This is a genomic window from Pandoraea sp. SD6-2, from assembly GCF_000389825.1.
Classification (GTDB): domain Bacteria; phylum Pseudomonadota; class Gammaproteobacteria; order Burkholderiales; family Burkholderiaceae; genus Pandoraea; species Pandoraea communis.
The window spans coordinates 25,590-51,822 of the sequence record NZ_KB944424.1 but is presented as its reverse complement, the minus strand read 5'-3'; the positions used below and the strand labels follow the sequence as shown (position 1 = coordinate 51,822).

21 protein-coding genes and 1 pseudogene are annotated in these 26,233 nt (G+C 63.2%); 11 read left to right on the top strand and 11 right to left on the bottom strand.

What is annotated here, in order from left to right:
• The 3 genes from C266_RS02970 to C266_RS02960 all read right to left on the bottom strand — a co-directional run bounded on the left by C266_RS02970 (position 1) and on the right by C266_RS02960 (position 3,742).
• On the bottom strand, positions 1–1,134 hold the full coding sequence (locus C266_RS02970; protein ID WP_010807806.1) for a polysaccharide transport system component protein: 1,134 nt from the start codon (positions 1,132–1,134) through the stop codon (positions 1–3).
• The gene (locus C266_RS02965) at positions 1,127–2,614 is read right to left on the bottom strand and encodes a PelD GGDEF domain-containing protein (protein WP_010807805.1); all 1,488 of its coding nucleotides are present in this window, start codon (positions 2,612–2,614) and stop codon (positions 1,127–1,129) included. The genes C266_RS02970 and C266_RS02965 overlap by 8 nt, the downstream gene beginning before the upstream one ends.
• 300 nt (positions 2,615–2,914) lie before the next feature.
• Entirely contained in the window at positions 2,915–3,742 is an 828-nt protein-coding gene (locus tag C266_RS02960) for a phosphodiesterase (RefSeq protein WP_010807804.1), read from the bottom strand.
• Between the two features lie 574 nt (positions 3,743–4,316).
• Between C266_RS02960 and C266_RS02955 the strand changes: the two genes are divergently transcribed.
• Together C266_RS02955 and C266_RS02950 are read left to right on the top strand one after the other, a co-directional pair.
• Complete coding sequence (locus C266_RS02955) at positions 4,317–4,595, top strand: HU family DNA-binding protein (protein WP_010807803.1); 279 nt, start codon at positions 4,317–4,319, stop codon at positions 4,593–4,595.
• Positions 4,596–5,087: 492 nt separating this feature from the next.
• A complete protein-coding gene (locus C266_RS02950; RefSeq protein WP_036661231.1) occupies positions 5,088–6,002 on the top strand; it encodes a CHAD domain-containing protein in 915 nt (304 codons plus the stop codon).
• 27 nt (positions 6,003–6,029) lie between these two features.
• Here C266_RS02950 and C266_RS02945 read toward each other — a convergent pair whose 3' ends face one another.
• Entirely contained in the window at positions 6,030–8,270 is a 2,241-nt protein-coding gene (locus C266_RS02945) for a cation-translocating P-type ATPase (protein ID WP_010807801.1), read from the bottom strand.
• 3 nt (positions 8,271–8,273) lie between these two features.
• Between C266_RS02945 and C266_RS28230 the strand changes: the two genes are divergently transcribed.
• From C266_RS28230 to C266_RS02920, 7 genes and pseudogenes are all read left to right on the top strand, one after another.
• Entirely contained in the window at positions 8,274–8,405 is a 132-nt protein-coding gene (locus tag C266_RS28230) for a hypothetical protein (protein WP_256380689.1), read from the top strand.
• 125 nt (positions 8,406–8,530) lie between these two features.
• The gene (locus C266_RS02940) at positions 8,531–9,001 is read left to right on the top strand and encodes a Cd(II)/Pb(II)-responsive transcriptional regulator (protein ID WP_010807800.1); all 471 of its coding nucleotides are present in this window, start codon (positions 8,531–8,533) and stop codon (positions 8,999–9,001) included.
• A gap of 21 nt (positions 9,002–9,022) precedes the next feature.
• Positions 9,023–9,400 (top strand): hypothetical protein, encoded by a 378-nt coding sequence (locus C266_RS27650; protein ID WP_168162861.1) that lies wholly within the window; start codon positions 9,023–9,025, stop codon positions 9,398–9,400.
• Positions 9,375–10,619 (top strand): annotated as a pseudogene (locus C266_RS02935) (FAD-dependent oxidoreductase); the annotation flags it as partial. The gene C266_RS27650 and the pseudogene C266_RS02935, both read left to right, overlap by 26 nt.
• Positions 10,620–10,933: 314 nt before the next feature.
• Positions 10,934–12,268, top strand: a complete 1,335-nt coding sequence (locus C266_RS25995; protein WP_010807798.1) for a bifunctional diguanylate cyclase/phosphodiesterase — start codon at positions 10,934–10,936, stop codon at positions 12,266–12,268.
• A 36-nt stretch (positions 12,269–12,304) separates the two neighbouring features.
• Positions 12,305–13,969 carry a sensor domain-containing diguanylate cyclase gene (locus C266_RS02925; protein ID WP_144265688.1) on the top strand — a complete coding sequence of 555 codons (1,665 nt, stop codon included), beginning with the start codon at positions 12,305–12,307 and terminating at the stop codon, positions 13,967–13,969.
• A gap of 47 nt (positions 13,970–14,016) precedes the next feature.
• Positions 14,017–15,315, top strand: coding sequence for a phospholipase A (locus tag C266_RS02920; protein WP_010807796.1), 1,299 nt, complete (start codon positions 14,017–14,019; stop codon positions 15,313–15,315).
• A gap of 55 nt (positions 15,316–15,370) precedes the next feature.
• Here the strand turns inward: C266_RS02920 and C266_RS02915 are convergent, their stop codons facing one another.
• Positions 15,371–15,793: an EamA family transporter gene (locus tag C266_RS02915; protein ID WP_010807795.1), complete on the bottom strand. Its 423-nt coding sequence runs from the start codon at positions 15,791–15,793 to the stop codon at positions 15,371–15,373.
• Positions 15,794–15,959: 166 nt separating this feature from the next.
• Here C266_RS02915 and C266_RS02910 point away from each other — a divergent pair, with 166 nt between their 5' ends.
• The gene (locus C266_RS02910; RefSeq protein WP_010807794.1) at positions 15,960–16,175 is read left to right on the top strand and encodes a DUF1289 domain-containing protein; all 216 of its coding nucleotides are present in this window, start codon (positions 15,960–15,962) and stop codon (positions 16,173–16,175) included.
• Here the strand turns inward: C266_RS02910 and C266_RS02905 are convergent.
• The 6 genes from C266_RS02905 to C266_RS02880 form a co-directional block, all read right to left on the bottom strand.
• The gene (locus C266_RS02905) at positions 16,156–17,589 is read right to left on the bottom strand and encodes an aldehyde dehydrogenase family protein (protein WP_010807793.1); all 1,434 of its coding nucleotides are present in this window, start codon (positions 17,587–17,589) and stop codon (positions 16,156–16,158) included. The genes C266_RS02910 and C266_RS02905 overlap by 20 nt on opposite strands.
• Positions 17,590–17,825: 236 nt before the next feature.
• Complete coding sequence (locus tag C266_RS02900; RefSeq protein WP_010807792.1) at positions 17,826–19,421, bottom strand: ABC-F family ATPase; 1,596 nt, start codon at positions 19,419–19,421, stop codon at positions 17,826–17,828.
• Positions 19,422–19,994: 573 nt separating this feature from the next.
• Positions 19,995–21,143, bottom strand: a complete 1,149-nt coding sequence (locus C266_RS02895) for a BMP family ABC transporter substrate-binding protein (protein WP_010807791.1) — start codon at positions 21,141–21,143, stop codon at positions 19,995–19,997.
• Between the two features lie 84 nt (positions 21,144–21,227).
• Positions 21,228–22,157: an ABC transporter permease gene (locus C266_RS02890; RefSeq protein ID WP_010807790.1), complete on the bottom strand. Its 930-nt coding sequence runs from the start codon at positions 22,155–22,157 to the stop codon at positions 21,228–21,230.
• A gap of 10 nt (positions 22,158–22,167) precedes the next feature.
• Positions 22,168–23,274 carry an ABC transporter permease gene (locus C266_RS02885; RefSeq protein ID WP_036661227.1) on the bottom strand — a complete coding sequence of 369 codons (1,107 nt, stop codon included), beginning with the start codon at positions 23,272–23,274 and terminating at the stop codon, positions 22,168–22,170.
• 91 nt (positions 23,275–23,365) lie between these two features.
• A complete protein-coding gene (locus C266_RS02880) occupies positions 23,366–24,913 on the bottom strand; it encodes an ABC transporter ATP-binding protein (RefSeq protein WP_010807788.1) in 1,548 nt (515 codons plus the stop codon).
• Between the two features lie 234 nt (positions 24,914–25,147).
• On the opposite strand from C266_RS02880, the gene C266_RS02875 reads away from it, so the two are divergent.
• Positions 25,148–26,086: a LysR substrate-binding domain-containing protein gene (locus tag C266_RS02875; RefSeq protein WP_010807787.1), complete on the top strand. Its 939-nt coding sequence runs from the start codon at positions 25,148–25,150 to the stop codon at positions 26,084–26,086.
• Positions 26,087–26,233: the final 147 nt, after the last annotated feature.

The window sequence follows — 26,233 nt, the reverse complement described above, 5'->3', positions numbered from 1 at the left end:
CTAACGTGTCCAGAATCGCACTGCGGGCTGCACCGCCTGCGAGGCTGTCGCGCCTCTGGCGCCCTTCGCACTCGCCCCCAGCCCGCCAAGCAGTTGCGCCACCCGGTCATAACGACGCTTCTGAAACGCGGCTTCCGCCAGCCAGGGCAACAGGCGCTCCGTCGGGAAGCTGTGAAACTGTGCCTGGCGCAGGTACATCTCGGCGACGTCGGGCGTCTCACGCAGCAGCGCACAGCGGCCGAGGAGGTACCACATCGAGGCGTCGTCGTCGTGCTGCTCCAGTGTGTCGCGTGCGAACTGCTCGACTCGCTCCATCGTGAAGCGCAGCACTTCGCCACGCACCAGATTCTGATAGATCAACTCCCAGTACAGTTGAGCGAGATGCCGGCACGCATGGGCGCGCTCATCTTCGTCCTGCGCTGCCGCGTGCCGGTCGCGCATCGCGTAAATCTGCTGCATGATGCGCTTCTCCATCCCGTCGAGAATGCCGTACGCCAGCAAGCGCACCTCTTCCACGGGATCGGCCAGCAGGTCGCGCGCGATTTCGCTCGTCACCCGCGACGGCAGCGCCTGAACCGATACCAAGGCCGCCACGCGATCGTCGCGCTCGCCACGCAGGTTGCGCAGGCGCGCCCTCAGCCGCATTCCCGCGCCATGCCGTACGCGCCCCACCAGATGCGATATGAAACCAGGGGGCGTCACCCGGCCAGCCACCACTGCCTCGCTCGGCGGCGGAAACAGGTAGCCGATCAGGAGCACGCCCAGCACCACGCTCAGGCCCGCACCGGGTAGAAAGAAGGTGATGAGCGCGATATGCCAGAACGCGCTGCGCCGCCCGCGATAGCTTGCCGGCACCACGCATGTCGTAAAACCGCCCGCCAGCAACGCCGCGACGGCTTGCCATCCCAGCACCGCCGACATCGACACCAGTGGCATCGCAACGCCTCCCGGCTGAGCATCCCAAACCTCGCTCTGCATGACGAGGCGCAGCGCCTGTGCTTGCGCCCCCACGGCAAGCGCGGCAAGGCCAAGCGTGCATGCCCAACGCAGCAGACACAGGCCGCTTGCGCCATCGCTTCGACGCAGCCGCCGGCCGCTCGTCGCGCGCTCGTCCTTCGATGTGGGCTCAGGCATGGTCGACGCACCGCTCCATCAGCTTGAGAAGTCCCGCGCCGGGCGCGTCGGCGTCCACATGTGCCGTGTGCACCGCAATGTGCCCCCTCTGGAAATCGACGTCGTACTGTTGGCGCAAGAGCGTCTCCACACGCAGCAGATAGCCGTCGATACCGTGCTCGTCCGTGATCGGCATCAGGGCAATCGCGATCTGCCGGCGTGGTGTGCCGATGGTCCATAGCGCGTCGAGCGCGCGGCGCTGACGCACCGTCTGCTCGAACAGCGAGTCGCCCCGTGCACCCCGCGGGAACGCCAGTGCAACGAGCGAAGACTCAATGCCGCTCGCCCGCTTGAGCCGCGCCAGACGCCCAAGCTCAAGCGCGAAATCGTAAGGCGCCTGGGGCACCGATTCCCGGACGCTCGCCACCAATGGCTGATGCGCCACGCCATCGGCGTAGTAGGCAAGCAGCACCAGCAGCAATTGCAGATTGTCATGATTGAGCGCGAGGAACGGCATGCGACGCACGATCAATACGCTGATCAACGTGCCATCGGTGTCGAGCAGCGGCGCGCAGGCGAGATAGGGACTGGTGTCGCTAGCGGCGTCGTCGGCGCGCACATGCGCGAGCGTCCCCTCCTGCAAACAGTGCCGGACAAGCGGGTCGTCGGCATCCGGCTCGAACCCCTCGCCGACACGCGCGATAGGCGTCGTGACGAGGTGGCCGGCGCGCACGGGAAACAACGAGGCGACTTCAATCTGGCAGGTGAGCGACGCGAATTCGAGCATCGGCTGCGCATTCGGCAAGCCACCCGCGTGGCCATGCACATCCCCGGCTCGCCGCACGGAAAGCTCACGCAGGCGCGTCAGCGCATCACGCAATGTCACGGGACGTGCCAGCAGGTCGCGTTCGAGCCGTTCGTGAGAAACACGCAGGAGATATTGGTTGTGTGTGATCGCCACGAGCCGGTCGCTGAAGTACGCATTGATGCCCTGCGCCCGATTTGTCCGGTGAGACCAGATGTCGCAGAAGTGTCCGGCGATCAAAACCGCCGTCATGCCGCCCGCAAAGTGCACTATGGGAAACGGACCGCCTGCCGGTGCGCACAGCGCATACCAGGCCGCCGCGAGTACCAACCCGCTCGCAGCGCCCGCCAGCGCTCCGTAGCGCAATGCTGCGACGAGTGCCGCCAGCCATAGCCACGGGAACTGCGTGCCAAGCAGCAAGGGATCGTCCGGACGCAACCGCCAGGCGACAAGCACCGCGAGTGCGGTGCCGCCCAGCACTTCAAGCATGGCAAAGGGACGTGCGATAGCCGGGGCGATCCAGCGCCCCCACCGCCCGAGATTGCCGAGCGGCTGCGAGCTGCGCACGCGTGCCGGCGATTGGGCATTGCGTGCCGGTTCGGCTTCGTTGGGCGTAGCGGCGGTCACGTGGTGTTCGCGGAAATTGAGATCAACCGGGTGTGCGCGCGCGGATTCGATGGTATCGCGGCGTCGCATGCCATCGAAATGCCCGGCGCGAAACGCGGGCGTTCGCGCAAGCGCTGCGCGATGGCGGTTTGCATGATTCCCCGTTATCGGAATGTGCCCGGCCCGGCATCTTCGGCCGGTGCTTCGGGCGGCGGATCGACAGGTCTCCTGGCAAGACCCGTCGCTCCCGTCCCGCGATACTTCCCCGGCGGGGCGGCCTGTGACTGCTGATCCGAACTGATCTCTTATGTTTGATGGGAATGAACTTTACACACGCCCAGTCCTACTTTCGTCCCCATTTTCACCTTGCCGGAAACCCGCATGAATCCGTCAGGAGACCGATTCACCGTCGAACGAATACGGTCCATCGTGCGGGCCCACATAAGCCAGATGCGTACGAACACCCGCTCCCGGTTGCCACAGATGCAACGCGAAGCCCGGCGGCTCGAGCGCAATCGTCCCTGGCGCACCGGGCGCGAGTCCGAGCGTGATCTGGTGCGCGGTCGACACGCACGTACTTGCCATGACGCCGGGCGCCCCCTCGACGCTCGCCTGAATGCTCCGGTGCAAGTGACCGCAGATCACCCGCTCAATGTGACGATGCCGTGACGTCACACGCGCGAAACCTGCGCGCCCTTGCGCCGTAAGGCCGTATCCATCCATGAACTCGATGCCCGTATCGAACGGCGGATGATGCATGGCGATGATCGTCGGGCGTCCCGCGCACGCATGCAGTTGCTCATCGAGCCAGGCAAGCCGGTCTTCACACAAATGACCACCGGCATTCGGGGGATCTTGCGTATCGAGCGCGAGCACGGTCAGTGGCCCGAGATCGACGCGGTACTGCACGAACTCATGCCTCGTATGCAGATAGGCATGCTCCGGAAACGCGGCGAGCAGCCCTTCGCGGTGATCGTGGTTCCCGACCACCAGATACAGCGGGATTGTGAGTTCCGCCAGACACTCGCGAAGTACTTCGTATTCCGATAGATGCGGTGTATCGATCAGATCGCCAGTGGCAATGACGGCATCGGGCCGCGGCGTCCAGCGATTGATGGTGGCAATGGCGCGGCGCAATGCCTGCGCGGTATCGACGCGCCCGCAGGCAAGCATACCGGGCCGTGTGATATGAAGGTCGGTGATCTGACAGAGCAGCATGAAGGCAATTCCTCAAAAGCGTACTGCGACGCGCCCCACCGATCGTCGCCATTCGAGTGTAGGACGCACGCAGCGGTACGTAGTCGATCGTGCGGCGCCACGCTAGACATTGCAGATGACACGCCAATGAATTCCGGGCAATACGGACACTGTGTCAGCAATGCCAACCAAAAGTCGGCCCGCAACGCAACCCCTATTACGTTAGGGGAAACCTGCAAAGCCCGCCCAGCAAGGGATTGCGCGCGGTGGTGACCGGAGATGCCCGCAGTTACCGGGTTTTTATCATCAAAAACGAGAAAGTACGCGGCATGTCACAACAAAATCGCCGCAAACCATTGTCAGGACTGGCCCACAGCCCGCCGAAGGCTCTATAATGCGGCTGCCCGGCCAGTGCCGGCGCCCTCTCGATACGTGACTGACCCAATTTTCGGATCGTGTTTGCGTGACGTATCGCGATGGCGATATCCTGGCGTGCGCCGCGTGCCTTATGGCGCGGATACAACACCGACACTCGCCAAATGGCGGAAGTGTTAGAGTTGTCGCCGGTATTCACCACCTCTCAAGGGAAACACACATGAACAAACAGGAACTGATCGACGCCGTCGCTGGTACTACGGGTGCAAGCAAGGCTCAAACCAACGAGACCCTCGACGCCGTGCTTGAGGCGGTCAAGAAGGCCGTTGCCAAGGGTGACACGGTTCAGTTGATCGGCTTCGGCTCGTTCGGTTCGGGCAAGCGTGCCGCACGTACCGGCCGCAACCCGAAGACCGGCGAAACGATCAATATCCCGGCAGCCAAGACCGTGAAGTTCACGGCTGGTAAGGCGTTCAAAGACATCGTGAACAAGAAGTAACACCAGTTGCGCGCAGGCTGGCCTTCGGGCCAGCCTATCTTTTTGCTCACATGGCCGTCCTGCGGCTTGTGGCATTGGACGCGTGTCACGTCATCCTCTCGCGAGGTCCACGACTGATGTGATGCTGCGCGCCTCGCGGGTGTCCTGCGTGCCGAATCCTCGGAGACCGGGCGCCCGCGGCAGCTTTACCCCCGCTTTTCCTTCCGGCCGCACTCTCCTGCCGATACGCTTCGGCAACGCGCCCCTTGTCATGGCCTGCCGTTTCGGCTGGCACGACCGATTTGTCTTCGCAAATCGCGGCGCCGCGACCCTGCGCGTCATCGCGCCGCACCCAATTTTCCCCAGATCATTTCCCAAAGCATCTGTGCTATGTTGGGTGACATGACACGCGTGACGACAGCGGCCATCGCCGCCTCCGGTGAAGTTTCACCCGCGGCCGCTCTGGCTGATGCAGAGGTTATCGCGCCGCCCGACGCCCGACACATGCGGCACATGTCGGCTTCGCGCCTGCTTGTCGCGCTCGCCGCGTTTCCTCTGAGGCAGTGGCCATCATTGCCGGACACCCCAGAGAGCGACGCTCACCACGGGGCCTTCGACCCCGAAGTCATTCACCAGTTGCGCATTGCGACGCGCCGTCTGCGCGCGCTGATCGACGTCTTCTCGCCATGGCTCAAGCCCCGCTGGCACCGTCGGCTGAAAGCCGAATTGCGCTGGATGGGGGAAGCGATGGGCCCCGCGCGAGATGCCGACGTGCTGGCGACAACGACGCTGCCCGCATTGCGTACCGAGCATCCCGATATCGACTGGCCGGCAATTGACGCTCATGTGGCGAAACTGCGCAGCGACGCCCGCGCGCACGCCGCCGAGGCGCTCGCTAGCGAACGTCAGCGGGCATTACGTGCATTGCTGTTGAAGGCTTTCGGCATCGGAGAAGATGGTTACGCCGACCTGCGAACCGCGAAGGCGTTGCGGCGCCCCTCGCGCACACCAGGCAAGCGGCCGCGCGCGCTGGCGAAGCACGCTCACAACATGCTCCGTGCCCGTTACGTTGCGCTATTTCCGGATTGCCATCAGTTGGCGATGCTCGAGACCGGGCAGTTGCACGCGTTGCGCGTGAAGGTCAAGAAGGCCCGTTACAGCGCCGAAGCCTTGACACCGTGGCTCCGCAAAGCGGTCAGCACGCCCTATCAGGGCACACTGCACGCCGCCCAATCCTTGCTGGGGCAGCTCAACGATGCAGTTGTGGCTCAGCGAGCCTTCGAAGACATGCCGATTTCGGCTGCGCAGCGCGACATATTGATCGGACGCCTCGACACGATCATCGTGAACGCAACCAGCCGCGCCGCCCATATCCTGTGTCAATTGCCCGACGCGCACACCCTTGAGCGCGGCATGCGCGAGGGCTGAACCTCAGGCGCCGGGCAATCCGAGGGCTCACGCCACCTTCGCGCGCAACAAGCGCATGCCGTTGGCGATGACCAGCAGGCTAGCCCCCACATCGGCGAACACCGCCATCCAGAGCGACGCCAGCCCGGCGATGGCGAGCGCGAAGAACACCGCCTTGATGGCGAGCGCCACAGCGATGTTCTGCTTGAGCACGGCGGCCGAGCGTTTCGACAACGCGAGGAAGGCCGGCAGCTTGCGAAGATCGTCGTCCATCAACGTGACGTCGGCCGTCTCGAGCGCGCTGTCGGTCCCTGTCATGCCCATTGCGAAACCGACATCTGCGGCAGCAAGCGCGGGCGCGTCGTTAATGCCGTCGCCGATCATGCCGACGTGCCCAAACGCCTCTCGCAACGCCGATACCGCCTGCCATTTGTCTTCCGGCAGCATTTCCGCACGCACTTCGCTCACCCCCGCCTGCTGACCGATGACCTGCGCAGTGGCACGGTTATCTCCCGTCAGCATGACGGTGCGAACGCCCATTTGCGTGAGTCGCGCAATCGCCTCGCGGCTTTCCTCCCGCAAGGTATCCGCCACAGCCAGCACCGCAAGCGCTTGTGTTTCGCTGGCCAGCACAATTGCCGTGCGGGCCTGCGCTTCGAGGCGGTCCAGCTCCGCCTCCACGTTCGCGTTGCACACCCCAAGCGACTCGATCAGACGGTGATTGCCGAGGTAGTACAGCGTTTGGCCGACGCGCCCCTTCACACCCATGCCGACGAGCGCCTCGAAGTCTGTCACCGGCGGCAGTGCACCGAGCCCGGCTTGCGTGTGGCCGTCGACGACCGCGCGGGCGATGGGGTGCGTAGTCTGCGCGTCGAGCGCGGCGGCCAGCGTCAACACGTCGTCGTGCGACGTTTCGCCCAACGGCACGACATCGGTCAGGCGCGGCTCGCCGCGTGTGAGCGTACCCGTCTTGTCGACGGCCACGGCCCGGATCAGGTGAGCACTCTCCAGAAATGCGCCGCCCTTGATCAGGATGCCGGCGCGCGCCGCCGCTGTCAGACCGCTCACGACCGTGACCGGCGTCGAGATCACCAGGGCACACGGGCACGCGATCACCAGCATCACGAGCGCCTTGTAGATCCAGGGCGACCAGGCCAGACCGAAGGCCAGCGGCGGTACCAGCGCGACGAGCAGCGCGCAGATCACAACTGCCGGCGTGTAGACGCGCGAGAACTTGTCGACGAAGCGCTGCGTCGGCGAGCGCTGCTGCTGCGCAGACTCGACGATGCGCACGATGCGGGCGAGTGTCGTATCGCCCGGCGCAACGTTCGTGCGATACACGATGAGACCGCTCTCGTTGATACTGCCTGCATAGACTTCGTCGCCCACCGTCTTGTCGACAGGCACGCTTTCGCCAGTGATCGACGCCTGATTCAGTGCGGAGCTGCCCTGCTCGATCACGCCGTCGATGGCAATGCGCTCGCCCGGGCGCGCCCGCACGCGTGCGCCGATCGGGAGCGATGCCGCAGGCACATCTGCCCACGTGCCGTCCGCCTGTTCGACCGATGCCTGATCGGGTGCCAGACGCATGAGCGCTTCCACGGCACGGCGAGCGCGCGTGAGCGACGCGGCTTCGAGTTTTTCCGAAAGCGCGAAGAGGACGATCACCATCGCGGCTTCCGGCCACTGCCCGATGAACACCGCCCCGATCACAGCCAGCGACATCAGGAAATGGATGTTCAGCGTGAAGTGCCGCAGCGCGATCCAACCCTTCTTGAGCGTGGGCAGGCCGCACGCCAGAATGGCGACGGCCACCATGGCCCCCACCCAAGGGCTGTGTTCGGGCATGCCCGACCAGACGGCAGCTTCGCTTGCCGCGGCCAGCACGCCCCCCACCACCAGGCGCGCAACGTCGCCCTTATGGCTCGCGGGAGGGGGTGCGGCGTTCGCGTTGTCTCCCACGAGCGGCACCGGCGTCATCCCCAGCTTGCGCAACGTCCCGGCGACCGCCTCCCCGTGCTGGGCGACATCGGCGGCCGACGCGCTACCGTCGAAAACAACCGTCAATTCCCGCTTGAGAAGATTGAAATACAGGGCGTCGACGCCCGGCCGATGCTCAAGTTGGTCTCGGATGAGACGCTCTTCCGTCGGGCAATCCATCTGATCGATGCGGAATCGGGCCTGCGGCGCGCCGGTCGAAGGCACTGGCTCGACGAGGGCCAGATTTGCGTCACCGGCGCAACAGGATGAGCCTTCGTGCGCATGTGCTGCATCCGAGGCGCGGAGCACGGCATGATCGTGCGCACGAGCGTGATCATGGGCATGCCCGTGATCGTGGTTGTGATCGTGATGATGCGAATGATCGTGATGCTGCCCCTGGTCGTGGCGATGCGCATGGCCCGGATCTTGCCCGTGGTCATGTAGCTTGCGATCTGCCGCCGTCGAGCCCGCCAGACGAGCCGAATCCGAGGGGTTGGACATGTGAACTCCTAGTTTCTTGATTCGTGTTACCCTGCATTCAAAACCCTGTAGCGACTACGGAGTCAAGTATGAAAATCGGAGAACTGGCCCGGGCAGCGGGCACCGATGTCGAGACGATTCGCTATTACGAGCGGGCCGGCCTGCTGTCGGCCCCGCCACGCACGGATGCTGGTTATCGCACCTATGGTGAAGACCATCTGGAAGCCCTGCGCTTCATCCGCCATTGCCGCTCGCTCGATATGCCGCTCGCGGATGCGAAGCGACTCGGTGAACTCGCTCACGACACGAGCGTGACGTGCGAAGACGCCAACCAACTGATCGAAGCGCACCTCGAGCGGGTGCACACGCGCATTCACGAGTTGCAGGCACTCGAACAACAACTGCTGCATCTTCAGGCGCAATGTCATAGCCGTCACGAAACAAGTGACTGCGGAATTCTGCGTGCACTCATGCAAGGCGCACACGGCGAAGCCTGTGCTTGCCATACCGATACCGATCCGATCGAAGTCGCCTGCGATCACAATCATCTGCACGCGTAAATTTGAAGGGATGTCACCGTAGTGGTGGCGCCCTTCTCGCTGCTCTTGGAAATCCTCTCGGCAATCGCAAGCGCCCGCCACTTCAGAAAGCGCACGTTCGCCAACACTGAACCGGCGCGCGCCTTTCAAACCCTTTCCTCATCCTGCATTGCGCTGAACGCCGCGATGATTGTGATGAATGCCCGCGCTCCCCGCGAAAACAAGGGCAAATCAGCTCAGTTTCTATACAATGTCCCGCACGCGCCGCGCCAGCAGCGACTTGTTCGTGTGAACAACCATGGCGTGCCGTTCAGGAAGTGCGCATCGATATGTCGCAATCCGTTCCAATTTTTGCTCATTTGTCGGAGACCTTATGTCCAGCGACGTATCCGCTACGCCAACACCCGCGACGGAAAGTAGCGCCGACATCGTGATCATGGGCGCTGGCGCTGCGGGGATCTCCGTGGCGGCCAGCTTGCGCCGACGACGTGCGTCGCTCTCGATCACGATCGTGGACCCGGCCGACACACACTACTATCAGCCAGCGTGGACACTCGTCGGTGCAGGGGAATTGGACGCCGCGCGCACCGCGCGTCCGATGGCAAGCGTCATCCCTGAAGGGGTGACGTGGGTCCAGGCGGCGGTAACGGCTTTCGCGCCGGATCGTCAGCAAATCCTGCTCTCGGATGGCCGGCGTCTCGGCTACCGCTACCTTATCGTCGCGCCGGGCCTTCAACTGAATTGGGAAGCCATCGATGGCTTGACCGATACACTCGGCCGCAACGGTGTCACATCCAACTATCGCTTCGATCTCGCCCCCTATACATGGTCGCTGGTTCGCGAATTCAAGGGCGGCAACGCGCTGTTCACGCAGCCGCCGATGCCGATCAAGTGCGCGGGCGCACCGCAAAAGGCGATGTACTTGTCCGCCGACACATGGCGTCAGCATGGCGCGCTGGACAAGACGAAAATCGAATTCCATCTCGTGGCGCCAGCGCTGTTCGGTGTGAAAGATTACGTCCCCGCGCTCATGGAATACGTGAAGCGATACGGCATCTCGCTCAATCACCTCTCGCATTTGCGTGCGGTGGACGGCGAACGGCGCGTTGCCCGTTTTGAAATCTTCGACGCCGACGGTCAGTCGCAGTTTATCGACAAACCCTTCGACTTCCTGCACGTGGTACCACCGCAAAGCGCACCGGATGTGCTGCGCGCAAGCCCGCTTGCCGACGCGGCCGGTTGGTGCGAAGTCGATCCGGCAACCCTGCGCCACGCGCGCTATGCCAATATTTTCGGCTTGGGCGACGCCATCTCCGCGCCGAACGCCAAGACGGCTGCCGCTGCGCGCAAACAAGCCGTCGTCGTCGCGGAAAATCTTCTTGCTGCCATGGATGGCCGCCCGCTCGCCCTGCACTACGATGGCTATGGCGCTTGCCCGCTCACGGTGGAACACGGCAAGATCGTGCTTGCCGAGTTTGGCTACGGCGGCAAACTGCTGCCCACGTTCCCCATCGACGGTACGCAAGCGAGCCGTTTTGCCTGGGTATTGAAAAAATACGTGCTGCCAAAGGTTTACTGGGATTTCATGCTTCGCGGTCGCGAATGGCTGGCACAACCCAGCCGCGCCGACCATAGGTGAAACCCGGACTCAATTTTCAATGATGGGTGCCGTTAAAAGTCAAAGGACCCGGTGTCGCAACCGGGCACGAGCTTCTGTCGGGCCACGCCTTGCGCGCGGTCTGCCGGATGGCGAGGGATGTGGTGCCGTGGCCGGTGTCTCCCACCCGCTCCTCGCCTGACGGCCGACACATTTACGCGTCTTATGCTGAACATGATTCAAGGGTTTTCCGGCGGCACGACCTGTTCGACGCGTGGGCTTCCTCTGTCCGCAGGCATTACACGCGGCAATGACAAACGTTCAACCGTACGGGGCACGCCTGCCCGTTTGCCGAGATGAACGATACCAACGCGCTGCGACGACAAGTCGTCCTTGCCGATCTGCTGCTGGATCGCCAGCGGCTGTTACGTGCCCTCAGCCTGGAGTTGCGCACCCCGAGTCCACCTGGCAGCCACAGTGCGCTGGTGGTACTGCATGTGGGCCGTGGTCAGCGCACGGCAAGCAGTCAGGCCGCCATTTCGGATGCCGACCTGCTCGCCACCATCGCGTTTCGCATTGGCTCGCGCATTCGCCGCCGCGACCTCATCGGTCGCGTCTCCGATCAGCAGATTGCCATCTTGCTGCGCGACCTGGGCAGCCGCGATGCCGCCTCGCAGATCACGCGCCGCTTTATCCGGGCCGGCGAATCGCCCGTGCCCTGCGGGAATGGCCTGCTGTATCCGATTCTCTCGGCAGGGGTAACCCACCTGCCGCAAGTGCCGGTCTGGCCCGCCACGCTGCTCGAGCACACTTCGGACGTCGCCGATCAGGCCATTCGGGAAAGCGCGTCGCGGTTTCTCGTGACCGAAGCCCCGTCTGCCCCCACCGAAGGCATCACGCCGCCGGACGAAGCGGGCAACGAGCACTATTGGCGCAACACTATCGGACGCGCCCTGTCGGAGTCCGAATTCCGCCTGCATTACCAGCCGCAGATCGACATGCGTACGCACCGGCTGACCGGTCTCGAAGCGCTGATCCGCTGGCAGCGCGACGACGAACTGATCATGCCGGGCGAATTCATCCCGGCCGCCGAGCGCTGCGATGTCATCGGCCCCATCGGGGAGTGGACGCTGCAAGAGGCTTGCCGTCAACTCGATCAATGGCAGACGGACGGTGAGGAATATCCGCGCGTGGCCGTGAACCTGTCGGCACAGCAAATGCGCGTGCAGACACTTGAGACGGTCCGCTACGCCCTCAAGCACCATCGGGTGCCGCCGGACAAGCTTGAGATCGAGATTACCGAGTCGTCACTGATCTGCCATCTCGACGAAGCCGCCACGCTGATGAACGAACTCGTCGCGATGGGCGTTCGCCTGTCGCTCGATGACTTCGGCACCGGCTATTCGAGTTTCGTGCGTCTGAAGCGCTGGCCGTTCGGCACGGTCAAGATCGATTATCAGTTCGTCGCCGGCGTGCTGCTTGGTGGCTACGATACCGAGCTGATCCGAGCCATCATCGCGATCGCGCGCAAGCTGGAGATCGAAACGGTTGCGGAGGGTGTCGAGACCAGCGCGCAACGCGACGCACTCGCGTCACTGGGTTGTCACGCCTGGCAGGGGTATCATTGCACACGCCCCCTGCCGCCCGGGCATATCGAGACATTCATTCGCGACTGGCACGGGCGCCTGTAATCGCGTCTGCAACCGCCTCTGCCGTTGGTCAACGCCTTGTTTAATCGTCGCCGCACCGCTTCTGCCTTCGTCAGCAGCCTGGTCATTCTCGTGTGCGTCCTCGCCGCCTGGGGGCTGGCCCGTTTCGCCGCCGATCAGTTGGTGGCGAACCGCGCGGCGCGACTGCTCTCCGAAGAGCGCAGCGTGGCGACCCGCCTCGCACAAGGCACGGTTCACACGGTCAATCAGGATCTGATACTCATTCGCGGCATCCCGCAGGTACTCGCTCAGGTCGAGCAGATTCAGGACGCCGCAGCCAGCCTTGCAAAGCACCCGCTCACGGGCATGCCACCGGAAAAAGCCCGTCAGACACTGCTTGCCAACCCCATACTCAAACCCGTCAACGAGTTGCTGCACGCCACGCAGCTCTACTTCGGTGCGGATCTCGTATGGCTGGGCACGCCGGATGGCGTCACCGTCGCCTCCAGCGATGCCGACGCGGCCAATCCGCTGATCGGCGAGAACTACGGCGACCGGGAGTACTACAACACTGCCGTGCTCGGGGGTATCGGGCAGCAATATGTCATCGGGCGCAAGACCGGCCTGCCCGGCATCTACTTCACGGCCCCCGTCTATCGGGACGGCCTGCTCGCCGGCGTGATGGTGGTGAAGCTCGGCATGCGCCGGCTGGCGCATTGGGTCGATTCCGGCGCGTCGTTCGTGACAGACAACAACGGTGTCATCGTGCTCGCCAACGACCCGACATTCACCGGCATGGCAGTTCCCGGTGCCGATGTCTTCAAACTGACGCCAGCGGAACGACGACGCCTCTATCAGCAGGAAGACTTCCCCCTCGTTCCCATCGATGACTATGATTCGTCGCCCGGCACGCCGGGGTTCATGCAAAAAACGCCTGAAGACAAAGAGGGTCGGCAGCACGCTCGTCTGGTTTGTGTCCGCCCCGGCAATCGGCCATATCTTCTGGAGGCCGAACCGTCTGCGGACAGCGAACTGGTTGTCTACACCATGAACGAAGTGCCGACGCTGGGCAGCCTGTCCATCGAGCGGCGCCGTTATGCGGTATTGGTCTTCGCGTTGTTGCTCAGCTTAGCGGGTGCGCTCTGGTTGCTCGTTCGCTATCTGCGCCGCGAAAAACTCCAGTTGACCGACACCTTGGCCAGGAATGCGGCACTTGAGCGCGAAGTCAAATATGACGCGCTCACGGGTGCGCTGTCACGCGGACACTTTCTCAAACGCCTGCGCGCCGAGGTTGCGCAAGCCGAATCGACAGGGGTACCGACCTGCGTCATCCTCGTCGACCTGGACCACTTCAAGCAGATCAACGACACGTGGGGTCATGCGCTCGGCGATACCGTGCTGGCGACATTCGTCCATCTTTGTCACGAATCGTTACGCGAAGATGACATCTGCGGTCGTTTGGGAGGCGAAGAATTCGCTATCATCGCGAGTGGTGCCGCCGAGGCACGCGCTTTTGACGCCGCCGAGCGTTTGCGCGATGCCGTGCGCACGTCCCGCATCAATGTCGGTGGCCGGCCGCTTCAGTTCACGATAAGTGCGGGCGTAGCCCAATGGCACGCTGGCGACGACGATCACGCGTGGCTAAGACGCGCCGACGCGGCACTGTACCTTGCCAAATCTCTCGGACGCGATCGCTGCGCCCGCGAATCCGACCTCCGGGGGTTCTCCCCAGGCGGGTTGTAACAGACGTCGGGCTCACCGGCCCGGGGTCACAAACCCAGACCGGACCGATGCCCAAGACGAATCTCGCCACATTCGCCCCGTCACCGTTGTGTGCCATCCGGATCGGCACAACTGCGCTTTGCCTGGTCCTGAGTACTGCGGCAAATGCCGAACTCGCACTCTTACAGGCACCGCGCGCCCTCACGGGCGAGGCCCCCTTGCAACTGACCCTGCTGGCCACACAGGACACGCAGGGCCGCAAAACCATCAAGCTGCCGGACGAAATCGTCGTGCGCATCTCAAACGACGACTTCGGGCCCACGCTGCTCCATCTGAAGCGTGCAGCGGCGGTTCCCGCTGAAGTCACGCTCTCGAAGGGCCAGTTCCGGCGCATCTCGTACGCTGCCGCGCTTCCGAAGGAACTACGCGGCACCCTACACCTTGAGCCGATCGACTGGGACGTCTCGACAACAACCATCGTCCTCGATCGCGCCGCCCCTACTGAACCGATGGTGGCAGCTGCACCGGCACCATCCGAGGCGGGCGCAGCGCAAGCGGCGGGGAAAGGCACCCCGGCGTCCGCTGCCGCCGCAGCAGCAGGGGTGACGGCCAGCGCCGCACCCGACGTAATCGCCCCGACGACCGATACCGAGTTCGCCCGCATCTCGTCGAACGAGCCGATGTACATGGCTTTCGGCAGGAACGGCGGCTCGAACGCGCGATTTCAACTCAGCTTCAAGTTCCACATTCTGAAACCGGACAGTCCGGCCTCGAAATCCTTCCTCGACAACCTGTATTTCGGCTATACGCAATTGTCGATCTGGGATCTGCAGGCCGAATCGGCCCCGTTCCGTGACTCGAACTACCGTCCGAGCCTGTTCTACTACACCCCGGATACTGGCGCGCGCGCCAACTGGTTCACATCGCTGGGCATCGCGGCAGGTGTCGAGCATGAGTCCAATGGCAAGGCGGGCGACGATTCCCGCAGTCTCAACACCCTCTTCGTCAAACCGATCCTGAAATTCGGGGATCCGTCCGAATACCACTGGACGGTGGCACCGAAGCTCTACGCCTACCTGGAAAAAAACGACAACCGCGATATTCAGGACTATCGCGGCTATATGGACCTGCTGGTTCTATGGGGTAAGCCGAATGGCTGGCAGGTCGGGGCGACGCTGCGCAAAGGGATAAAACGCAACTACGGCAGTGTCGATGTGCAGGTGACCTACCCGCTCGGCAAGCTGATCCCAGGCGCCGGTGGCTACCTCTGGCTCGGCTACTTCACAGGCTACGGCGAAACCCTGCTCGACTACAACCATCACTCGCGGTCGCAGGTGCGTGTCGGGTATAGCGTGTTCCGCTGGTAACGGCACTTGCTTGCGCGCACCGCGAAGAGCACGTCCATCCACGTCCCCAACAAGCTCATAACACCAGCACGAGCGCCCCTGCGACAATCAGCGCGCCGCCGAGAGCTTCCTTGAGCGAGAACGGCTCACCAAGCACCACCCAGCCGATCAGCATCGCCATCGCGACGCTGAGCTTGTCCAACGGCGCCACACCCGACACGGGCCCCAACTGCAACGCGCGGAAGTAGCAAAGCCACGACAAACCGGTTGCCACCCCGGAAAGCACGAGGAACAGCCACGTATTCGCGCTCAAACTGGCCGGCCGCTGCCACTCCCCCCGCATGCCCACGATCGCCAGCGTCACCGCGAAGATGATGACCGTGCGAATCAGCGTAGCCATATTGGAGTTGACTTGTGCCACGCCGAGTTTGCCGAACACGGCCGTCAGTGCGGCAAAGAACGCTGAACCCAGCGCGAATAGTTGCCAGTTACGCAACATAATGCACCACCATCGCTATTGAGATTTGAGTACCGCCAACCTGAAACGCATTGAAAAGTCCACTGCCTGCCCCCGCCCGTAGGGGAATCGCTGCCGGTGTGACCATCGGTGAGATAATGGCGCTTTCCTGTGACACCGACCTGCCTCCGGCCGAATTCGCCCTCTTATGTCAGAACTGCACGACCGCCCCGACAGCCCCTGCATTGGCGTTTGCTCGACGCTCTTCGACGACGTCTGCAAGGGTTGCGGCCGTACGGCTTATGAAGTGTCGAACTGGGTGTTCTTCACTGACGACGAGAAGGCAGCCGTCTGGGAGCGCATCAACCGCGAAGGCACAGCGATGCGCTATGGCGACAACGGGTCTACGACTTCGCGGACTTGAATTGCAGCGACTTGTACTCGAGGAATTCCTCGAAGCCGTACACGCCATTCTCCCGTCCGTGCCCTGACTGCTTGAAGCCGCCGAACGGTGCCTGCACGTTGAATTCACCGCCGTTGATATCGACTTGCCCCGTGCGGATCTGACGCGCCACGCGTACCGCGCGCGCTTCATCGCCCGACCACACACCACCGCCCAATCCGTAGATCGAATCGTTGGCAATGCGCACCGCATCCGCTTCGCCCTCATAGGTGATGATCGAGAGCACTGGGCCGAAAATCTCCTCCTGTGCAACGGTAGCGTCGGGGGCGACACGCCCCAACACCGTTGGCTGGACGAAGAATCCCGACTCGAAGCCCTCCGGTACGGCATCTCCACCGGCAATCAATTCGGCCCCTTGCGCGAGGCCCTTGCGAATATATGTCTGCACGCGCTCTCGCTGGGCAGCCGATGCCAGCGGTCCGAGACGCGTTGTTTCCTCGCGCGGGTCACCCAGCGTAAAGCGGGCAACGGCTTCCTTCGCCAGCGCCTTGACTTCCTCATAACGCGACGCCGGGACAAGCATGCGAGTGTGTGCCGAACAAGTCTGTCCGGAGTTCAGATAACACGCGTTGAGCGTGCCTTTGACCGCTGCGGCGAGATCGGCATCGTCGAGCACCACTGAAGCCGATTTCCCGCCCAACTCCAAGGCCACGCGCTTGACCGTTTGCGACGCCACTTCGGACACGCGCTTGCCTGCACGCGTCGATCCGGTGAACGACACCATGTCGACGTCGGGATGGCGTGCCAACACCTCGCCGGCGACCGGCCCGAGCCCCGTAACCAGATTGAACACGCCCGCCGGCAGTCCGGCCTCGGCGATCACCTCCGCCAGAATGAACGCATTGAACGGCGCCACCTCCGACGGCTTGAGCACCACCGTGCATCCGGCGGCCAGCGCCGGCGCAACCTTCAGGGTGATCTGGTTCAGCGGGTAATTCCACGGCGTAATCGCACCAACCACCCCCACGGGTTCGCGCACCACCAGCGAATTGCCCACGCGCGCTTCAAATTCGAATATCTCGGCCAGTTCAGCGTACTTGTTCCAGTGATACACCGGACCGCCCACCTGAATCGCACGAACGAGTTTGATCGGCATGCCCGTCTCGCCCGTCATCACGTTCGCCAGATCCTCCGTGCGTGCCTTCAGGCCCGCCGCGATCTTCCGCAAATAGGCCGCACGTTCGGCCCGTGGCGTGGCCGCCCAGGTGTCGCGCACCTTCAACGCTGCGGAAATGGCCGCTTCCGTGTCTTCGGCAGCCCCCTCGGGAATGCGGCCCATGAGCTTCGCGTCGGCCGAGTGGAAAACGTCCAGCGTGCCGCGCCCAACCGGCGTAACCCACTGACCACCGATGAAAAATTTATCGTACGTAATCATGCAATGTCTCCTGCTGGCAGAGGAACGTCGAACGCCCATTGTAGTCTGCTCGCCTCCGCGCTTCTCAGCCCTTCGGTGAAATCGGATGCCTCTGCGCTGTGCCTTCCGATATTCCCACGACACCGTAAGACGACACCTGCTCCGCCTCAACGTGCTGTAAACGCAAACAGGGCGCTTGCCAAGCAAGCGCCCTGCCGGGTATTACGTGCGTCGCGTGGACGTCTCGAAGACTTCCGTCAGACTTCCACGCCCTGGCTGGCCAGGTACTCGTCATAAGTGCCGGCGTAATCGACCAACGTGCCGTCACTCTTCACTTCGATAACGCGCGTGGCCAGACCCGACACGAACTCGCGATCGTGCGAGACGAAGATCAGCGTGCCCGGATATTTGTCGAGGGCGATCTGAAGCGACTCGATCGACTCCATGTCCATGTGGTTGGTCGGCTCGTCCATCATCATCACATTGTGACGGCCCAACATCAGCTTGCCCCAGATCATGCGTCCCTTCTCACCACCGGAGAGCACACGAACAGACTTGCGCACGTCGTCGCCACCGAACAGCAGGCGGCCCAGCGAGCCACGAATCACCTGATCGTCGTCGCCTTCCTTGCCCCATTGCGTCATCCAGTCGGTGAGCGACAAATCTTCCGGGAAGGCCTCCGAGGTGTCTTGCGGCATGTAACCGATGTTGGCGTTCTCGGCCCACTTCACGTTGCCCGCGTCGACCGGCAGTTCCGCCATCAGGCTGCGCAGCAGCGTGGTCTTGCCCGCGCCGTTCTCGCCAATGATGGCCACACGCTCACCGGCGCGCACCGCGCCGGAGTAGTTCTTGAAGATCTGGCGGTCGAACGACTTGGAAATGCCTTCGAATTCGAACGCGAGATTGTGCAGCTTCTTCTCGAATTCGAAGCGGATGAACGGGTTCTGACGTGACGAAGGCTTGATGTCCTCAACCTTGATCTTGTCGATCTGCTTGAGACGGCTCGTCGCCTGACGCGCCTTGGACTTGTTCGCCGAGAAGCGGCGCACGAAGTCTTGCAGATCGGTGATGCGTTCCTTCGCCTTGGTGTTCGCCGCCATCTGACGCTCGCGCGCCTGCGCCGACGCAAGCATGTAGTCGTCGTAGTTGCCCGGATAGATCGTGAGCGTGCCGTAGTCCATATCCGCCATGTGCGTGCACACGGCGTTCAAGAAGTGGCGATCGTGCGAAATGATGATCATGGTGGAGTTGCGCTCGTTGAGCACGTCTTCCAGCCAGCGGATCGTGTTGATGTCCAGGTTGTTGGTCGGCTCGTCGAGCAGCAGCACGTCCGGATTCGAGAACAGCGCCTGTGCGAGCAGCACACGCAGCTTCCAGCCCGGTGCAACGTTGCTCATCGGCCCCTGATGCTGGTCGATCGGAATACCCACGCCCAGCAGCAGCTCACCCGCGCGCGCTTCGGCCGTATAGCCGTCGTACTCGGCGAACTTCGCTTCGAGTTCGGCGGCGTGCATGTAGTCGTCGTCCGTCGCTTCCGGATTGGCGTAGATGGCATCGCGCTCGCTCATGGCGGCCCACATTTCGGTATGGCCCATCATCACGACGTCAAGCACGCGCATGTCTTCATACGCGAACTGATCCTGCTTGAGCTTACCCAGACGCACGTTGGGTTCGAGCATGACGTTGCCGGCGCTCGGCTCCAGATCGCCCCCGAGGATCTTCATGAACGTCGATTTGCCGCAGCCGTTGGCGCCGATCAGGCCATAACGGTTGCCCCCGCCAAATTTGACGGAAATGTTCTCGAAGAGCGGCTTGGCGCCGAATTGCATCGTGATATTGGCAGTAGACAGCACAGGCGGTATCCGGGGAAATGAAGTGCGGCGGCACAAAATTGCGCCACGAAACCCGACATTTTAGCACTGATGCGTGTCACGCGCCCTGAGTCGCCCCCGGCGCTTGTGAAGGCTCCGAAATGCGGCGCCTAAAGGGAGTGCCGGTGCTCGCCGACCCGTAGGCTCCCCCCAAAGCCGCTGAATTTGGCGGAAGTTGCCTGAAGACCTTCAGACGCCGTTTGCGGCCATCATCCCCCGGATGGAGATGCCTCTCTTGCCCTCCCGGGGCGCTATCACTTCCCCAGTGCCTTCTCATGACCCCTATCCGCCTGTCTACGCCCCATGCATGCGCGCTGCGCCCTCAGCGCAACCTCTGCCCCCCTCTCCTCGGCCCCTTCCTTGCTGCCGCCGTGTTGTTGATCGCCACTGCCGCACCCGCCGTCTCCCCCGACACGGAAAAACTCGCGCAGGACGAGACCGTGAAAACATCCCGCGACTAACGTCCCTTCAGAGCCTCCAGCACAAAAAAACCGCCGGCAGATACCGGCGGTTCTTCTGATACCGCGATGCCGCACAGAGGCGGTACAGCCATCGTTACTGCTTCGGCAGCGAGCCCTCAACGCCTTCCACGAACCAGTTGATCTGGTGCTTCTCGTCGTCGTTGAGGGTCTTGCCGGCCGGCACGATTTCCTTGCCGTCCTGCCCCTTGATCGGGCCGGTGAACGGATCGTACTTACCGTCGCGAATGGCGTCGTGACGCGCAGTCACGGCCTTGCGCGCCGCTTCCGGCACGGTCTTGTCGTTGATGGCCACGAGGTTGATCTCGTCTTCCTTGATACCCCCCCAGACCGGCGTGTTCTTCCACGAGCCCTGCATGACTTCGTCGACCGTGCGCACGTAGTACTTGCTCCAGTCGATGGCGGCCGATGCGAGATGAGCGTTCGGGCCGAACTTGCTCATGTCCGAATCCCAGCCAAAGGCGTGGATCTTCTTCTCTTCGGCCACCTGCATCACCACCGCCGAGTCGACGTTCTGCATCAGCACGTCGGCGCCCTGTCCGACGAGCGATTCCGCCGCCTGACGCTCCTTGCCCGGATCGAACCAGCTATTGATCCAGACAACCTTCACCTTGACTTTCGGATTGACTTCGCGCGCCGCAATAGTGAACGCGTCGATGTTGCGGATCACCTCGGGGATCGGCACCGATGCCACATAGCCGATCACGTTTGACTTCGTAACATGACCGCCGACCACACCGGCCAGATGCGCGCCTTCGTACGTACGCACGTCATACGTGCCGAGGTTCGGCGCCGTCTTGAAGCCGGTGGCGTGCTCGAACGTCACATCCGGGAAATCGGCGGCCGTCTTGACCATCGAGTCCATGTAGCCGAACGACGTGCCGAAAATCAGCTTGTTGCCCTTGCCTGCCAGATCGCGGAACACGCGCTCCGAGTCCGCGCCCTCGGGCACGTTCTCCACGCGGGTCACGCTCACTTTGTCGCCGTACTTCGCTTCTACGGCCTTCGCACCCTGCTCGTGCGCGTAGGTCCAGCCAGCGTCGCCCGGGTTGCCGATGTAGACGAACGCCACCCCCATCGGGCCCTTGCCTGCCGGCGCGGCCGATGCCTGCGCGTCGGACGCTGCCGCCGACGCGCTCGCGGTGTTGCTCTCCTGCTTGCCGCAGGCAGAAACCAGCATGGCCGCCGCCAGGCTTGCCATCGTGATCAGGACTTTACGTCGCATCGATTTTCTCCTCGTCATCGATTGTTTCAGGTTGATTCCATGCTCTCGTTTGCCAAACCCCTCGCGCTGCCCGCAGGCAACGCGTCAAGACCCTGCGAAAAACGGCTTGCCCAGCGAGGCCGGCGCATTCAGGCGAATCGTCTGGCGATTGCGCGAGATGATCACCAGCACCACGATGGTCGCCAGATACGGCAGACTGGCCAACGCCTGCGACGGAACGCGAATGCCCATCGCCTGCGCCTGAAATTGCAGCGCCATGACCACGCCGAAGAGCAGCGCGCCGAGCACCGTGCGGCCCGGACGCCACGTCGCAAACACCACCAGCGCCAGCGCAATCCAGCCGCGTCCGGCCGTCAGGTTCTCTTGCCAGAGGCGCAGATAGCCAACCGAGTAATACGCGCCCGCAAGCCCCGACATCGCGCCGCCGAAAAGCGTTGCAAGATAACGGATCCGCACCACCGGGTAGCCGATGGCATGCGCCACGGCGGGTGCCTCACCGATCGAGCGCAACACCAGCCCGGCTCGCGTACGGTACAAAAAACAGGTGATCGCCACCAGCAGCACCACCGAGAGATAACCCAGCGGGTTGAGCGAGAAGACCGACGGCCCTAATACGGGAATCGACGACAGGCCGGGGATCGGCAGGTCGCGCAGCATCGGGATGGTGGCGTCTGTGTACGGACGGCCGGCATAGGCCGAAAGCCCTACGCCGAAGATCGTCAGCGCCAGCCCCGTTGCCACCTGATTGGCCATGAGCGAGAGCGTGAGCCACGCGAAGATGGCCGACATGACCACACCCGCAGCAATGCCCGCGAGCACGCCGAGCCAGAGGCTCCCCGTCTGTACGGTCACGGCGAACGCACCGACGGCACCCATGAGCATCGTGCCTTCCACGCCGAGATTGAGCACGCCAGACTTCTCCGTCACCAGTTCGCCCAGTGCGGCGAGCATCAACGGAATGGCCGCGATCACGGCACTTGCCGCCAGCGGCGTCAGCAGATTGATCCAGTCCATGCGGCGCTCCTCAGGCTTCCCGCGCGTGTGCACGGGCACGACGGCGCAGACGGTAGTTCACGAAAACGTCGCAACCCAGCAGGCTGAACAGAAGCAGCCCCTGAAACACGCCGCTGATCGCCTTGGGCAATTGCAGCGACGTTTGCACCGCTTCGCCGCCGAGATACAGCAGCGCCATGAGCAAGCTCGCCAGAACGATGCCGACCGGATGCAGACGTCCCACGAACGCCACGATGATGGCCGTGAAGCCATACCCCGGCGCCCAGGTCGCCTGCAGTTGCCCGACCGGCCCCGCCACTTCGCCGGTGCCCGCCAGCCCGGCGGCGGCCCCGCCGATCAGCAGGGCGAGCCAGACGGCGCGCGGCTCGGAATAGCCTGCATAGCGAGCGGCAAGCGGTGCGAGCCCGCCGACTTCCATCCGGTACCCGGCGAAACTCTTGCGCATGAAAAACCACGCGGCCGGCACCGCCACCACCGCCATGAACACCGACGCGTTCAGGCGTGTGCCCCGCCATGGGGTCCAGTGCCAGTCGCCGAAAAAGCGCGGGAACAGCGCGTCGCGGCCAAAGCTGATCGACTGCGGGAAATTCATGCCATGCGGGTCCTGCCAGGGGCCGCTCACGAGATAGATCAGCAGTTGGGTGGCCACGTACGTCAACATCAGGCTCACGAGAATCTCGTTGGCGTTGAAGCGCACGCGCAACAGCGCGGGAATGGCGGCCCACAACATGCCGCCCAGCGCGCCTGCCGCCATCATCAACGGCAACAGCCACGGGCCACCGTGACCATCGAAGTGAATCGCGACACCCGAGGCGAAAATTCCGCCCAGCAGCAACTGGCCTTCCGCACCGATGTTCCACACGTTGGCGCGATAGCCAATGGCCAGTCCCAGCGCAATCAGGCACAGGGGCGACGCCTTGAGCAGCAGCTCCGACCAGCCGTTCAGGCTGCTGACCGGTGCCAGAAAGAACGCTGCCATCGCCTGCGCCGGATGCTTGCCGAGGAAACCGAAAATGAGCACACCGCCGGCCAGCGTGATGAGCGTGGCCACCAGCGGCATGGCGAGCCGCATGGTGCGGGAAGGACTTGGCCGTGGCTCAAGCGTGAAATCGAACATGGTGTTTGAAAATCGATGAAATACGTTACGGTGCCGGCGACGGTACGACCGAAGGCCCGACGATCCAGGTCATGCCCCTCTCGCCGATACGTCAGGCCGCGCGCTCTCCTGAACCGCCCGGGCCACCGGGGAACATCCCCGCCATCCACAGGCCGATCTCGCGGGCGTCGGTCTGCCCGGGCTTGCGCACTGGCGACAGACGCCCCTGCGCAAGCACCGTGATCCGGTCGCAAATTTCGAAAAGTTCGTCGAGTTCTTCGGACAGCACCAGCACCGCGACGCCACGAGACGAAAGGTCGAGCAACTGCTGACGGATGAAGCTCGCCGCGCCCACATCGACGCCCCACGTCGGCTGAGCCACCACGAGCACCCTGGGTTCCTGAAGGATTTCGCGTCCGACGATGAACTTTTGCAGATTGCCGCCCGAGAGGCTCTGTGCAGCGGCATCCGGTCCGCCCGCCTTCACATTGAAGCGCTCGATGCACAGTGACGCGAACCGCCGGAGCGTGTGCCGGCGAATCCAGCCGCCGCGCAGCAATCCGAGGTGTGCCGTGCCGGACGCGCCAAGCAGCGCGTTGTCGGTAAGCGACATGCTGGGCACCGCACCACGCCCCAGCCGCTCTTCCGGCACGAAGGCCAGCCCGAGACGGCGCCGGGTGGCGGCGCCCATGCGACCGGCGGCGCGGCCGTTCAGATGAAGGGCTTCGGCCTGCGGCGCACGAGTCTCACCCGACAGCGCAGCCAGCAATTCGGCCTGTCCGTTACCGGAGACCCCTGCGATACCGACAATCTCGCCCGCATGCACGTCGAGGTTGATGTCGTGCAACGAGGTGCCGAATGGGTCTTCGCTCGCCATCGACAACTGCCGCAAGGAAAGCAGCACGTCGCCCGGCTGGTGCTCGCGACGCTCGATCTGCGGCAACGCGCGCCCGATCATCATCTGCGCCAGCGTCTCTGCGGTCTCCTCGCGCGGCACGGCGTGGCCCGACACGCGCCCGGCGCGCAACACGGTCGCGCGGTCGCACAGATCGCGTATTTCGTCGAGTTTGTGGCTGATGTAGACGATGCTGCAACCTTCTGAAGCCAGACGGCGCAGCGTGGTGAAGAGTTTCTGGACGGCTTGCGGTGTGAGCACCGACGTGGGCTCGTCCATGATGAGCAGACGCGGATTCTGTAACAGACAGCGCACGATCTCCACACGCTGGCGCTCGCCCACCGACAGGCTATGCACGTGACGCGCCGGATCGACTTCGAGCCCATACTGCGCCGACACATCGCGGATGCGCCCGGCGAGCGCCTTCAGATCGTGCCCCGCGTCATCGAGTGCAAGGGAAATGTTCTCGGCGACGGTCAGCGTCTCAAACAGCGAGAAGTGCTGGAAGACCATGCCGATGCCGAGCTTGCGGGCCGCGGCCGGACTGTCGATACGCGTGGGCTGCCCTTCCCAGCGGATTTCGCCCGCGTCAGGGCGCACCGCACCGTAGATGATCTTCATCAACGTGCTCTTGCCTGCACCGTTCTCACCTAGTACGGCATGGATTTCGCCGGGTAACACGCTCAACGCGATGCCGTCGTTGGCCACCACGCTCGGATAGCGCTTGGTGATGCCGGTCAGCGCCAGACGTGGTGTGGATTGCATTGGGGATGTCACGGGCAAAGTCTCGATCCTGAGCTTGGGCGGGACGAAAATACCCAATTCGCGGCGAAATGTCGAGCGTGCGTCAATAACATGGCATGTCGTGCTTTATGAAGCGCGACATGCCCCTATTTTAATGATACGGGCTTTCCGCTATGGAGACGTCGGGCGCTTGTGCTTCATAATGATTTAGTTATGTAATTCAGGGCCCGGCATATTCGGACTGTTATATTTCTCATGAGCCAAAACCGCGAACCGATCGACACCTATTTGCTACGCGTCCTTCACACCTTGTTGATCGAGCGCAGCGTGACGCGTGCGGCCGTCAAGCTGAACCAGTCTCAGCCCGCGATCAGCGCGGCACTGCGGCGCTTGCGCGATATCACCGGCGATCCGCTGCTGGTGCGCGGCAAATCGGGCATGGTACCCACGGAGTACGGTCAATCGCTGCTGGAGCCGACGCAGAACGCCCTGCGTGAGATCGAGCGCATCACGGTCCAGCAATCGAGTTTCGATCCGGCGACGACGGTGCGCACGTTTCGCATCGGCTCCCCCGATTATCTGAATACGCTGTTCGTCCCCACGGTCGTCGAACGCTTTCGCCAGCAAGCCCCCAATGCGCAGCTCGAACTGCATTCGCTCGGCCCTGCCTTCGATTACGAACATGCGCTCGAAGACGGCAAGGTCGACGTCGTCATCGGCAACTGGCCCGAGCCACCCGAGCAGCTTCACCTCTCGAACCTGTTCGTCGACCAGATCGTCTGCCTGGTGCGCAATACGCATCCGTATGCCAAACGCGGCCTCACCCTCGAGCAATACCTCGCCAGTCCGCACCTCGCGCCAACACCCTACTCCGTCGCCCAACGCGGCGCCATCGACATGCACCTCGCGCGCGAGCGTCTGAAGCGCAATGTGGTCGTGACAATTCCGTATTTCAATCTGGCGCCGTATGTTCTGCTGAAATCCGATCTGATCTTCACGACGACGCGTCTGTTCGCCGACCATTACGCGGAGTTCCTGCCGCTCACCGTGCTCGAAACGCCCATCGACTTCCCGCCGATGCAGTACTACCAGTTGTGGCACGAGCGCACGCACTATTCGGATGAGGTGCGCTGGCTGCGCAGCATCATTTCCGACGCCACACGCACACTGCTCGAGTCACACACGCAGTCCTGATCCTCGGTGGATGCCGGGGTTCCGCGCCGTTTTTACCGGCGGAGCGGCCCCCACCGCTCCGCCGAACCGAACGGCGGCGTTCCTTATGCACAGAAACGTCGCCCCGATTTCCCGCTTGCCCGCTGCCACGCTCGGCCACACACCATG

Bases quoted from the DNA above. Each gene is read 5' to 3' on its own strand.
- C266_RS02970 (WP_010807806.1), bottom strand. From the start codon at position 1,134: ATGCCTGAGCCCACATCGAAGGACGAGCGCGCGACGAGCGGCCGGCGG.
- C266_RS02965 (WP_010807805.1), bottom strand. From the start codon at position 2,614: ATGCGACGCCGCGATACCATCGAATCCGCGCGCGCACACCCGGTTGAT.
- C266_RS02960 (WP_010807804.1), bottom strand. From the start codon at position 3,742: ATGCTGCTCTGTCAGATCACCGACCTTCATATCACACGGCCCGGTATG.
- C266_RS02955 (WP_010807803.1), top strand. From the start codon at position 4,317: ATGAACAAACAGGAACTGATCGACGCCGTCGCTGGTACTACGGGTGCA.
- C266_RS02950 (WP_036661231.1), top strand. From the start codon at position 5,088: ATGTCGGCTTCGCGCCTGCTTGTCGCGCTCGCCGCGTTTCCTCTGAGG.
- C266_RS28230 (WP_256380689.1), top strand. From the start codon at position 8,274: ATGATCGTGCGCACGAGCGTGATCATGGGCATGCCCGTGATCGTGGTT.
- C266_RS02940 (WP_010807800.1), top strand. From the start codon at position 8,531: ATGAAAATCGGAGAACTGGCCCGGGCAGCGGGCACCGATGTCGAGACG.
- C266_RS25995 (WP_010807798.1), top strand. From the start codon at position 10,934: ATGAACGATACCAACGCGCTGCGACGACAAGTCGTCCTTGCCGATCTG.
- C266_RS02920 (WP_010807796.1), top strand. From the start codon at position 14,017: ATGCCCAAGACGAATCTCGCCACATTCGCCCCGTCACCGTTGTGTGCC.
- C266_RS02915 (WP_010807795.1), bottom strand. From the start codon at position 15,793: ATGTTGCGTAACTGGCAACTATTCGCGCTGGGTTCAGCGTTCTTTGCC.
- C266_RS02910 (WP_010807794.1), top strand. From the start codon at position 15,960: ATGTCAGAACTGCACGACCGCCCCGACAGCCCCTGCATTGGCGTTTGC.
- C266_RS02905 (WP_010807793.1), bottom strand. From the start codon at position 17,589: ATGATTACGTACGATAAATTTTTCATCGGTGGTCAGTGGGTTACGCCG.
- C266_RS02895 (WP_010807791.1), bottom strand. From the start codon at position 21,143: ATGCGACGTAAAGTCCTGATCACGATGGCAAGCCTGGCGGCGGCCATG.
- C266_RS02890 (WP_010807790.1), bottom strand. From the start codon at position 22,157: ATGGACTGGATCAATCTGCTGACGCCGCTGGCGGCAAGTGCCGTGATC.
- C266_RS02885 (WP_036661227.1), bottom strand. From the start codon at position 23,274: ATGTTCGATTTCACGCTTGAGCCACGGCCAAGTCCTTCCCGCACCATG.
- C266_RS02880 (WP_010807788.1), bottom strand. From the start codon at position 24,913: ATGCAATCCACACCACGTCTGGCGCTGACCGGCATCACCAAGCGCTAT.
- C266_RS02875 (WP_010807787.1), top strand. From the start codon at position 25,148: ATGAGCCAAAACCGCGAACCGATCGACACCTATTTGCTACGCGTCCTT.